8 protein-coding genes are annotated in these 11,705 nt (G+C 65.4%); 7 read left to right on the top strand and 1 reads right to left on the bottom strand.

Annotation, left to right across the window (positions count from 1 at the left end):
• Positions 1–57 precede the first annotated feature (57 nt).
• From DK847_RS19665 to DK847_RS19635, 7 genes are read left to right on the top strand one after another with little or no spacing between them, the layout of a single operon-like run.
• On the top strand, positions 58–1,095 hold the full coding sequence (locus DK847_RS19665) for an ABC transporter permease (RefSeq protein ID WP_193548216.1): 1,038 nt from the start codon (positions 58–60) through the stop codon (positions 1,093–1,095).
• Positions 1,095–2,249 carry an ABC transporter permease gene (locus DK847_RS19660; RefSeq protein ID WP_111200255.1) on the top strand — a complete coding sequence of 385 codons (1,155 nt, stop codon included), beginning with the start codon at positions 1,095–1,097 and terminating at the stop codon, positions 2,247–2,249. Before DK847_RS19665 ends, DK847_RS19660 begins: the two co-directional genes overlap by 1 nt.
• Before the next feature lie 4 nt (positions 2,250–2,253).
• The gene (locus DK847_RS19655) at positions 2,254–4,332 is read left to right on the top strand and encodes a dipeptide ABC transporter ATP-binding protein (protein ID WP_111200254.1); all 2,079 of its coding nucleotides are present in this window, start codon (positions 2,254–2,256) and stop codon (positions 4,330–4,332) included.
• 1 nt (position 4,333) lies between these two features.
• Positions 4,334–5,347 carry an Ldh family oxidoreductase gene (locus DK847_RS19650; protein WP_111200253.1) on the top strand — a complete coding sequence of 338 codons (1,014 nt, stop codon included), beginning with the start codon at positions 4,334–4,336 and terminating at the stop codon, positions 5,345–5,347.
• 4 nt (positions 5,348–5,351) lie between these two features.
• Positions 5,352–6,869 (top strand): trimethylamine methyltransferase family protein, encoded by a 1,518-nt coding sequence (locus tag DK847_RS19645; protein ID WP_111200252.1) that lies wholly within the window; start codon positions 5,352–5,354, stop codon positions 6,867–6,869.
• Positions 6,870–6,877: 8 nt separating this feature from the next.
• On the top strand, positions 6,878–8,845 hold the full coding sequence (locus DK847_RS19640; protein WP_111200251.1) for an oxidoreductase: 1,968 nt from the start codon (positions 6,878–6,880) through the stop codon (positions 8,843–8,845).
• 30 nt (positions 8,846–8,875) lie between these two features.
• Complete coding sequence (locus DK847_RS19635; RefSeq protein WP_111200250.1) at positions 8,876–10,912, top strand: oxidoreductase; 2,037 nt, start codon at positions 8,876–8,878, stop codon at positions 10,910–10,912.
• 229 nt (positions 10,913–11,141) lie between these two features.
• Here the strand turns inward: DK847_RS19635 and DK847_RS19630 are convergent.
• Positions 11,142–11,705: glycine cleavage T C-terminal barrel domain-containing protein (locus tag DK847_RS19630; protein ID WP_146256200.1), on the bottom strand; the 564-nt coding region annotated here is incomplete at its 5' end.

The following is an 11,705-nucleotide window of genomic DNA, read 5'->3' as shown; positions in this document are numbered from 1 at the left end:
GGGCGTGAGGCTTCCCGGCCTCACGCCTCCATTCACCCCCGAGCGGGCGGAGTCTCGATGCTGAAGTTCCTGTTGCGGCGGCTGGGCGTCATGGCACTCACCATGTTCGTGCTGTCTCTCGTCGTCTTCTACTTCGCCAACCTCGAGCCCAACCTCAAGAAACTCGCGATCTTCCAGACCCAGACGCGCGCCAGCCAGCAGGAACTCGACAACTGGCTCGAGCGCAACGGCTACCGCGACAACTTTTTCATCCGCTACGGCCGCTGGATCGGCGTGGTGCAGCAGCAGCCGGTCATGGATCCGGAGACCCATACCATCGTGCCGCGTTTCCGCTATTGCGATGAACCCTCGGTGCCAGCCTACAACGGCGTGCTGCAAGGAAACTTCGGTTGCTCCACGGCCTTCAAGGTCAAGGTTCAGGACAAGCTGCCGAGTGCGCTGGTCGCCACCGGGATCCTGATGTTCTGGGTGATGATCACCATGGTGCCCACCGCCCTCCTCATCGGTGTGCTCGCCGGCATGCGGGAAGGCTCGCGGCTCGATCGCGGACTGTCGATCCTGTCCATCACCTCGACCGCGACGCCCGAATACGTCTCCGGCATCATCTTCACCGTGATTTTCGCCAGCTGGCTCAAGGTGCTGAACGGTTCGGCCGCCACGGCGACGTCCGAGGGCATCTCATTCTACAATTTCACCCTGCCGGTGATGACGCTGGCGATCTACGGGGTGGGCTATATCGCGCGCATGACACGGGCTTCGATGGCGGAGGTGATGTCGTCACAATACATCCGCACGGCGCGCCTCAAGGGCCTGAGCTTCGGACAGGTGGTCATGAAGCATGCGCTGCGCAATGCGCTGATCGCGCCCTTCACGGTCATCATGCTGCAGCTTCCCTGGCTCCTGACCGGCGTCGTGGTGGTCGAGGCCATCTTCCGCTACCAGGGATTCGGCTTCCTGCTGGTGAGCGCTGCATCGAACAACGACATCGACCTGCTGCTGGCCTGCGGCCTCGTCTCCGTCACCCTCGTGCTCGCGACCCAGCTGATCTCGGACATCGGCTATGCCTGGCTCAACCCCCGGATCAGGATCAGCTGATGCTGCAGAATGTGGGCGTTCTCGGCATCATCCTTGGCGTCATCGCTCGTTTCTGGCCGGTCTGGCTGGCGCTCGGCGTGCTGCTCACGCTGTCCTTCCTCTACCGCCGCAAGCTCGGCCTCTATGGCCACGTCATCAATTCCGGGGTCGGTTTCGCCGGGGTCACGATCTGCGGCTTCTGGATCTTCACCGCGCTGCTCGCACCGCTGGTCGCCCCCTTCGGGCCGCTCGAGCAGATTGCCGTCATGAAGCATGCGCTGCCCGGCAGCATCGAGAAGGTTTCGGGCATCCCCTTTTACTTCGGCGGCGACAAGCTGGCGCGCGACGTGTTCAGCCGCATGGTCTATGGCAGCCGCATCGTGTTGGCGATCGCTCCCGCGGCGACCGCGATCTCGCTGATGGTGGGCTCGCTGCTCGGCCTGCCCGCCGGCTTCTACGGCGGCAGGATCGATGCCTTCCTGTCCTTCATCTCCAACCTCGTCCTCGCCTTCCCGGTGATCCTCCTGTTCTATCTCCTCGTCACGCCGGGCATCATGGAGACGGCCGTGCCCTATGTGATGGCGGGCTTTTTCTTCATCTTCCCCATCCTGTTCTTCGTGGCGCTCTTCTACACCGGCTACAGCAAGCAGAAGAACATGCTCATCCTGCTGCTCGGCATCACCGCGCTCATCGGCGGCTGGCTCTATGCCGGGCTCGTCTTCGATGCCGATCCGCTCGGCATCGTCCACATCGAGCCGAACGAGCTCAACATCTTCGTCGCCGTCGCCTTCGCCTCGAGCCCCGGCGTGTTCCGCATCGTTCGGGGCCTCACCATGGACATCAAGACCCGTGAGTACATCAACGCCGCCCTCACCCGGGGCGAGCGGCCCTGGTACATCATGCTGTGGGAGATCCTGCCCAATGCGCGCGGGCCGCTGATCGTCGATACCTGCCTGCGCATCGGCTACACCACCATCCTGCTCGGGACGCTTGGCTTCTTCGGCCTCGGCATGGCGTCGGAAAGCCCCGACTGGGGCACCGCCATCAAGGACGGCAGCCAGTTCCTCCGCCTCTATGTCTGGCCGGCGCTGGTGCCCGCCGTCGCGCTCATGTCCTTCGTCCTTGGCCTCAACCTGCTCGCGGATGCGCTCCGCGAACAATCGCTGCGGGATTGACCAGATGACCGAGCCCATCCTCGAGATCAGCAACCTCCACATCTCCTTCTTCACCAAGATCGGCGAGATCCCCGCGGTGATGGACTTCTCGATGAAGGTGATGCCCGGCGAAAGCATGGGACTGGTGGGTGAGTCCGGCTGCGGCAAGTCCACCGTTTCGCTCGCCATCATGCGCGACCTGCCGGGCGTTGGCCGCATCACCAGGGGCACCATCAAGTTCCGCGGCCGGGACATGGCGGAGATGAGCACCGATGAACTGCGCCAGATCCGCGGCTCGCAGATCGCCATGGTCTACCAGGAGCCGATGGCCAGCCTGAACCCCACCATGCGCATCGCCGAGCTGCTGATGGAAGTGCCGATCGTGCACGAGAAGGTGTCGAAGCAGGAAGCGCGCGCCCGCGCCCTCGACATGGTGAAGGCGGTGAAACTGCCGGACCCCGAACGCATCCTCAACGCCTATCCGCATCAGCTGTCGGGCGGCCAGCAGCAACGCATCGTCATCGCCATGGCGCTCCTTTCGAAGCCCGCCCTGCTGCTGCTCGACGAGCCGACGACGGCGCTCGACGTGACGGTGGAGGCCGGCATCGTCGACCTCGTCAAGGACCTTGGCCACCGCTTCGGCACGTCGATGATCTTCGTCTCGCACAACCTGGGCCTCATCCGCGAGACTTGCGACCGCATCACGGTCATGTATTCCGGCGAAGCGGTGGAGACCGGTGCGGTGACGGACGTGTTCCAGCACATGCGCCATCCCTACACGCAGGGCCTGTTCCGCTCGATCGCGCTGCCCGGCACCAACAAGTTCGAGAACCCGCTGGTCTCGATCCCCGGCCAGCTGCCGCTGCCGCATGAGCGGCCGCAGGGCTGCAACTTCGGACCGCGCTGCAGCCACTTCGAGAAAGGTCGCTGCGACGCCGCCGATATTCCGATGCTGGACGTGAACCCCTCGACGCGCCACGAAAGCCGTTGCCTGCGCATCGCCGAGATCGACTGGTCTGCCGCACCGGAACGCCGCGCCGTGCAGGCCGCCGTGACGGCAGGCGAGCCGGTGCTGGAGATCGACCACTTGCAGAAGCACTACCAGGTGAGTGCCAACGAGATTTTCGGTCGCGGCGAGCGACGCACCGTTAAGGCAAACGAGGACATCAGCTTCACCGCGCGCGCCGCGGAAACGGTAGCGATCGTCGGCGAGTCCGGCTGCGGAAAGTCGACCCTTGCCAAGGTGCTGCTCGGCCTCGAGACGGCATCGGGCGGCAAGGTGATGCTGGCCGGGCAGGAGATCGAGAAAACCGGCGTCGAGCAGCGCGACACCGCGACCGTCGCCTCCATCCAGATGGTATTCCAGAACCCCTTCGATACGCTGAATCCCTCGCATACCGTGGGCTCGCAGATCATGCGCACGCTCGAGATGTTCGGCGTCGGCAAGACCACCGAAGAGCGCCGCCAGCGCATGCTGGAGCTGCTCGACCTCGTCAAGCTGCCGCGGGCCTTCGAGCGGCGCATGCCACGCCAGCTGTCGGGCGGCCAGAAGCAGAGGATCGGTGTTGCCCGCGCCTTCGCCGGCCACCCGCGCGTTGTCATCGCCGACGAGCCGATGTCGGCGCTGGACGTCTCGGTTCAGGCCGCCGTCACCGAACTCCTCATGGACATCCAGCGGAGCTCCCGCACTACCATGGTGTTCATCAGTCACGACCTGTCGATCGTGCGCTACCTCTCGGACCGCGTGGTGGTGATGTACTTGGGTTACATCGTCGAACAAGGCACGACGGACCAGATCTTCGAGCCGCCCTACCACCCCTATACGGAGGCGCTGCTCTCGGCCATCCCCATCGCCGACCCGCGCTACACCAAGCGGCGCGTGGTGCTGGAGGGCGACATTCCTTCCGCCACCAACCCACCACCTGGCTGCCCCTTCCAGACGCGCTGCCCGCGGAAGAACCAGGTGCCGGGAACCCTTTGCGAAACCGAACTGCCCCCGTTGCGGGACTTGGCCGCCGGCCACCAGATCCGCTGCCATCTGGCACAGGAGATCCTCGACGCGATGGGGCCGGTGATCGTCGCGGCATCGGCGGAGACGGCGTGACATGGGCGACGACCAGCTGAGACTTTCCCCGAAGGCGGCGCGCAAGCTCATCCACGATGCCTTGACCGGTGCCGGCACCTCGCCGCGCAATGCCTCCTACTTCACAGAGGCCATCCTCGACACCGAGCTCTCCGGCCTCGAAGGCCATGGTTTCTACTGGCTGCAGTATTATTGCGAGCACCTGCTGAGCGGCAAGGTCGACGGCAAGGTGCGCGCCCGGGTAAAGAAGCTCTCTCCCGTCGCCTTCCGTGTCGACGCCCGCAACGGCTTCGCCCATCCGGCCATCGAGAAGGGATTCGAAAGGCTCATCCCGGCGGCGAAGAAATATGGCATCGCCGGCATGGCCGTGCACAACTCCTACAATGCCGCAACGCTGGGCTATCACACGGGCTTCCTGGCCAAGCACGGGCTCGTCGCCTATGGCTTCACCAATGCCATGCCGGCGATCGCACCGGTCGGCGGGCGGACGCCGGTGATCGGCACCAATCCGCTGTCCTTCGCCGTGCCGGCCAGGAAGAAGGGGGAAATCGCCTTCCTCATCGACCAGTCCGCGTCCGCGGTCACCTGGACGTCGGTGAAGCGTGCCTCCGAGGAAGGCCGCACCATTCCGCTGGGCTGGGCGCTGGACGCCGAAGGCCAGCCAACAGCCGATCCCGTAAAGGGACTCGCCGGCTCCATGGCGCCCTCCGGGGGCTACAAGGGCTTCGGCCAGGGGCTGATCGTCGAGGTGATGTGTGCAGCGCTCGCCGGCGCCCTGCGGGGACCGGAAATGGGCTCCTTCCAGGACAATGACGGCAAGCCCATCGGCTGCGGCCAGTTCTTCATCGCGCTCGCACCGGACATGTTCTCCGGCGGCGCCTTCCACAAGCAGGTCGCGGCTCTCGCCAAGTCCATCACCGCACAGCAGGGCGCCAGGCTCCCCAATGCGCGCCGCACGGAGATGCAGAGGCGCCTGACCAAGGAGGGCCTGCCCATCTCCCGGGCGCTGTTCGACCGCCTCGTCTCCTTCGCCTGATGCCATGCGGCCCGACAAGCCACATCGCCGCCGCCGCGCCGCCGACATCGTGCAGATGCCGTGGCAGCAGCTCGTCAATCCCCTGCCGCCCACGCCACTGATCTCGGAGGACGAGGTGGAGGCGATCCACCGGGCGGCCCTGCAGCTGCTGGAGACCGTGGGCGTGCGCTGCGCCTTCGGCGAGGCGCGCGCGCTCCTCGCCCACGCGGGTGCGTCCGTCGACGAGGCAGACCAGCGCATCCGCATCGGTCGCGACATTGTCGAGGAGGCCCTGAAGACCGTTCGCGCCGAGATCAGGCTCACGCCGCGCAACCCGGAACGGGCCGTGCGGCTGGGCGGGCGGCACCTCACAACCGCTGCCGTGCTGGGCCCTCCCAACTGCACCGACCTGGTGCGCGGGCGACGCTCGGGAAGCCTTGCCGATCTCGGCGAGCTCCTCAAGCTCACACAGGCCTTCAACATCGTGCAGATGAACGGCTGGCCGGTGGAACCGCTGGACGTCGAGGTGCGCTTCCGCCACCTCGCCGCGACCCGCGCCATGCTGACACTGACCGACAAGGTTCCCTACGTCTTCTGCCAGAGCCGGCAGCGCATCGAGGACGTGCTCACCATGTGCGCCATCGCCCGCGGCGAGACGCTGGAGGAGTTCGGCGACCGTCCGGGGGTGTTCTCGATCATCAACACCAACACCCCCCTCACCTATGACGTGCCGATGACGGTGGGCGTCATGGACATGGCCCGCCACGGCCAACCGGTGCTGCTCACGCCCTTCATCATGGCCGGGGCCTCGACACCGGCGACCATCGCCGGCGCCATGGCGCTCAATACCGCGGAGGTGCTGTTCGGTGTGGTGCTGTCGCAGCTGGTCAGGCCGGGGGCGCCGGTGCTCTATGGCTGCGCCGCAATGAACGTCGACATGAAGACGGGGGCACCCGCCTACGGCCTCGCCGACATGCAGCGGTGCACTCTGATCGGCGGGCAGATGGCGCGGCGCTACAGGATGCCGATGCGCTCGTCCAACTTCAGCTCCGCCAATATCCCGGATTTTGCCAGCGGCTATGAATCGGCCAACGCCTGCTTCGCCGCTGCTGCCGCCGGCGCGCATCTGCTCATGCACGCGGCGGGTTGGGTCGAGGGTGGGCTGTGCACATCCTACGAGAAGTTCGTGCTCGACTGCGAGATCGTGCAGAGCCTCGCCCAGACGCTGGTGCCGCCGCGCATCGACGCGGACACGCTGGCGCTGACGGAGATTGCCGAGGTCGGCCCCGGCGGGCATTTCTTCGGCACGCCGCGCACCATCTCGACCTTCGAGACCGCCTTCTACCGCCCACTGGTCTCCGCCACGCAGAATTACGGCGCGTGGCTCGAGGCCGGCGGCAAGTCCGCCGCCGAACGCGCCACCGCCATCTGGCAGGAGGCGCTGAACCACTATGCCGAACCTGACATCGATCCGTCCACCGTTGAGGCACTCGACGCCTTCGTAGCGCGGCGGACCGAACAGGGCGGCGCCCCACTCGATTGAGGAAAGCCATGTCGAACCAGTTCCCCGCCCTGTTCCAGCCCCTGCAGCTCCGCCACAAGACGCTGCGGAACCGCATCGTCTTCGGCTCGCACACCGCCAACATGTCGGTCGACGGCCTGCCCGGAGAACGCCACCGCGGCTATTACGAGGAGCGCGCCCGCGGCGGTGTGGGCATGATCGTCGTGGAGCCGGTGCCGGTGCACCGCACCGCGGTGCTGACCCGTGGCAACTTCCGCCATTCGACCGATGAGGTGATCCCGCACTTCCGCAAGATCACCGATGCGGTGCATGCCCATGGCGCGGTGATCTGCAACCAGCTCTATCATGTCGGCCAGCACGGCGACTTCGACAACAGCTACCAGCCCAGCTGGTCGCCCTCGGGCCTGCCCTCCTTCCATGACTCCGACGGCAGCCACGCCATGACCGAGGCCGAGATCGAGGAGATCATCGAAAGCTTCGTGCAGGCGGCACGCCGCGCCAAGGAGGCGGGCTTCGACGGCATCGAACTGTTCGCTGCCTACAACGCCATCATCGACCAGTTCTGGCTGCCCTTCAACAACCGCCGCGACGACAGGTGGGGCGGCAGCTTCGAGAACCGCATGCGCTTCTCGCGTACCATCATGGAACGCATACGCAAGATGGCCGGCGAGGATTTCATCATCGGCCTTGCCGTGAACATGGACCCGACCAGCAAGGTATCGCAAACCATCGAGCAGTTGCAGGAGGTGATCGCATGGCACGACGAGCGCCAGCTGATGGACTATGTCACCTGCGGCACCGGCAGTTACTTCAATTTCACCGGCATCATTCCGCATGTGTTCTATGCCGACAAGCTGGGAGCGCCCCATGCCGAGGCGCTGAGACAGGTGGTGAAACACGCCAGGGTCCAGTGCGAATCGCATGTGCGCACACCGGAGAACGCCAATTACGTGGTAGCCTCCGGCCAGGCCGACATGGTGTCGATCGTGCGTGGCCAGATCGCCGATCCGCACCTTGCCAACAAGGCCAAGGAAGGCCGGCCCGAGGATGTGCGCCCCTGCCTCTCCTGCAACCAGATGTGCTGGGGGCGGCGCTACCGCGACTACTGGATCTCCTGTCTCATCAACCCCAGCGCCGGGCGCGAGTTCGAATGGGGAGGCGACCGTTTCACGCCGGCTGCCAAGCCGAAAAAGGTTCTGGTGGTGGGCGGTGGCGTCGCCGGCCTCGAGGCGGCGCGCGTCGCCGCCGAGCGCGGCCACCAGGTTACGCTGGCGGAAGCTTCCGACAAGCTGGGCGGCCAGTTCCGCCTCGCCGGCCTCACGCCGCGCCGCCACCAGATCATCGACTATCTCGACTGGTTCGAGCGCCAGCTGGCGAAGCTGCAGGTGAAAGTGCTGCTCAATACCCCGCTCGACGCCGAGGAGGCGAAGGCCTTCGGCGCCGACGAGATCATCGTTGCCACCGGCTCCATGCCGGACGGCAAGGCCTTCCAGCGCGCCATGCCCGAGCATGACCAACTGCCCGGCATCGAGCGCGGCAACGTGGCCAGCGCGGAAGACGTGATGGCGCGCATCGCGCGTCCCGGCAAGCGCGTCCTGGTGCTTGACGAGACCGCCAACTGGAAGGGCGGCGGTGTGGCGCTGACGCTGGCCGAGGCCGGACACCAGGTGACCGTCGTCACCCCTGCTGCCGCCGTCATGGCAGAAATGGCACGCACCGCCGCCGACATCGAGCTGCGCGCCCGGCTGCGCGAGCTCGGCGTGACACTGCGCACCGACAGCGTGGTGCGCGAGTGGCATGGTGACGGCGCGACCATCCAGTCCTTCGGGGGCGCGCCAGAACGCATTGCCGCCGACACGCTCGTCGTGGCCTCTACCAATGTCGCCGAGCATGAGCTGGGCGACACGCTCGGTGCGCCGATGATCGGCGATGCCGTGGCGGCCCGCAATGCCGCCATGGCAATCTACGAGGGCCGCAAGCTGGCCATGAGCCTGTGAGCCCGGACGTGCATCAAAGGAGCCGCGCCGATGTCGCATGATCCGCTGCTGCAGACCTACCAGCTGAAGCACCTCACCCTGCGCAACCGCATGATGTCGACGGCGCATGAGCCCTCCTACACCGAGGACGGCCTGCCCAAGACGCGCTATCGCCTCTATCACAGTGAGAAGGCAAAGGGTGGACTGGCCATGACCATGATCGGCGGCTCCTCGGTGATCGCCATCGACAGCCCGCAGGCCTTCGGCAACATCCAGCTGCACAAGGATGAATGCGTGCGCTGGCTGGCCGAGCTGGCGGACGACGTGCACGGCCATGGCGCGGCGGTGATGATCCAGATGACCCACATGGGTGCGCGCACCAACTGGAACAAGGCGGACTGGCTGCCGATGATCGCGCCAAGCTCGCAGCCCGAGCCCGTGCACCGCGCCTTCCCCAAGGCCATGGAAGACTGGGATTTCGCACGCATCTACAAGGCCTATGCCGATGCCGCAGAGAAGGTGAAGCAGGCCGGGCTCGACGGCATCGAGCTCGAATGCGCCTCGCACCTCGTGGCGCATTTCCTGTCGCCCGGCACCAACAGGCGGACGGATGAGTATGGTGGCTCGATCGACAACCGCCTTCGCTTCCTGCGCGAGGTGATCGCTGCCATCCGGACCCGTGTCGGCACCGACATCGTGCTCGGCGTGCGCATGGTCTGCGACGAGCAGTGGCAGCGGGGCTTCGAGAAGAACGATGGGATCGCCTTCGCGCGCCGGCTTAAGGAGGATGGTGCCATCGACTACATCAGCGTCATCCGTGGCCGCGTGGCCACCAACGAGGGGCTGAGTCGCGTCATCCCCAACATGGGAACAGTGTCCGCGCCGCACCTCGATTTCGCGGGCGAGATCCGCAACGACGTCAAGCTCCCCACCTTCCACGCCGCCCGCATCCAGGACGTCCCCACCGCGCGCTACGCGATCGAGAGCGGCAAGCTTGACATGGTGGCGATGACCAGACCCCACATGGCGGACCCTCACATCACGCGGAAGATCATGGCCGGCGAGGAGGCACGCATCCGCCCCTGCGTCGGCATGGGCTACTGCATCGACTCGATCTACACCGGCTCCGCCGTCTGCATCCACAACGCGGCCACGGGGCGCGAGGAACATCTGCCGCACGTGGTCCCCAAGAGCGCCGGTCCCAGGAGGAAAGTGGTGGTGGTCGGCGCAGGGCCGGGCGGCCTCGAGGCAGCGCGCGTCGCCGCCGAGCGCGGGCATGAGGTCGTCGTCTTCGAGGCTTCGGGAAAGGCCGGCGGCCAACTGCTGCTGACCGCGGCGCTGAAACGGCGGCGCGAAATCCTCGGCATCATCGACTGGCGCCTGGCGGAGTGCGAGCGCCTCGGCGTCGCCATCCGTTACAACAGCTATGCCGAGGCCGCCGACGTGCTGGCCGAAAACCCCGATTGCGTTGTCATCGCCACCGGCGGCATCCCGGATGCTTCGATCCTTGCCACCGGCCATGAACTGGCGACGGGTGGCTGGGACATCCTGAGCGGCGCCGTGGCTCCTGCCCGGTCGGTGATCGTCGTCGACAACAACGGATCGCACCCGGCCATGACGGTTGCCGAATTCGTGGCGGAACGAGCGGACGAGATGGAACTGGTGACACCGGACCGGACGCTCGCCCCCGACATCGGCGAGACCAACTACCCCGCCTACATGCGGGCCATGAACGCGCCCAACGTGAAGGTGACGCTGAACCTTCAGATCGACCGCCTGGAGCGCCGCGGCAACCGCGTCGCCGCGGTGTTCACCGACGACTACCGCAAGACCGAGGTGGTGAAGGAGGCCGACCAGGTGATCGTCGAATATGGCACTGCACCGCTGGACGATCTCTACTTCGCCCTCAAGGAGGGGTCCGTAAACCGTGGCGAGGTCGACGTGGCGTCCTTCATCACCGGTCGCGCCCAGACATTCGCCAGCAACCCGGAGGGCAGCTACCGCCTCTTCCGCATCGGCGATGCCATCGCCAGCCGGAACATCCACGCCGCGATCCTGGACGCATACCGGCTTATGATCGGCTTATAGCCAAGAGAAGCCACTGTCTGAGCTAGACGACCTGTGCGGCCTCCTCAGCTATCGACAAATCAAAGGCTTGGCCAGATTGCCCAGTTCTCATCTTCATCTCGTCGGGTGCGCCAAATTCCAACCATTCCAGAACAAAACCATTAACCGTGGACTTCCTCGTCCGGCCTTCAGCATTGGCGTTCTGGAGCTAGACCTTGGGTCCGGGTTCACAGGATGTCCGGGGGTTGCCTTAAGGCAGGGAAGTATCGATTCCCCGGGGAATGAGCTTTTCGGGATCGTAGAAGGGCAGATCAAGGATCTCACAATCGAACGCCTTTCCTTCCGCATTCTTTACCAGCAGCTTGCGGCCTGCCCAGTTAGCAGGTGAGGAGAAGCGGACGTAGCCAATGCCGGATTTCAGATAAGGCGACCACGCACCAGCCGTCACATGGCCTACTGCAGTGTGTCCATCGAATATCTTTTCTCGATAGCCCGGGATTCCTCCTGGACACTTGAGCCCGAAGAGACGCTTCACATCCTTGTCTGCAGCAAGCAGAGCCGTGCGGCCGATGAAATCACCCTTGTCGAGGTCGATGAAGCCGTCAAGTCCTGCCTCGTAGGGGGTCATGCTGAGATCGAAGTCTGTGCCACTGTCGAGAATGCCGGCCTCGATCCGGCGCATCTCCATGGATGAGATCGAGCCAAACACCATGCCGTGGGGCCGCCCCACATTGAACAAGTGATCCCAGAGCTCCGAACAGTCCGTCGCCTCGCCCTGAGTGTAGATCTCGTAGCCCATTTCTCCGGTCCAACC

Source organism: Aestuariivirga litoralis (assembly GCF_003234965.1).
GTDB lineage: Bacteria > Pseudomonadota > Alphaproteobacteria > Rhizobiales > Aestuariivirgaceae > Aestuariivirga > Aestuariivirga litoralis.
The sequence above is the reverse complement of the archived record's forward strand: the minus strand, read 5'-3'. Positions and strand labels throughout refer to the sequence as shown.

Excerpts from the sequence above, each read along its gene's own strand:
- DK847_RS19655 (WP_111200254.1), top strand. The coding sequence starts at position 2,254 with ATGACCGAGCCCATCCTCGAGATCAGCAACCTCCACATCTCCTTCTTC.
- DK847_RS19635 (WP_111200250.1), top strand. The coding sequence starts at position 8,876 with ATGTCGCATGATCCGCTGCTGCAGACCTACCAGCTGAAGCACCTCACC.
- DK847_RS19660 (WP_111200255.1), top strand. The coding sequence starts at position 1,095 with ATGCTGCAGAATGTGGGCGTTCTCGGCATCATCCTTGGCGTCATCGCT.
- DK847_RS19650 (WP_111200253.1), top strand. The coding sequence starts at position 4,334 with ATGGGCGACGACCAGCTGAGACTTTCCCCGAAGGCGGCGCGCAAGCTC.
- DK847_RS19645 (WP_111200252.1), top strand. The coding sequence starts at position 5,352 with ATGCGGCCCGACAAGCCACATCGCCGCCGCCGCGCCGCCGACATCGTG.
- DK847_RS19640 (WP_111200251.1), top strand. The coding sequence starts at position 6,878 with ATGTCGAACCAGTTCCCCGCCCTGTTCCAGCCCCTGCAGCTCCGCCAC.
- DK847_RS19665 (WP_193548216.1), top strand. The coding sequence starts at position 58 with ATGCTGAAGTTCCTGTTGCGGCGGCTGGGCGTCATGGCACTCACCATG.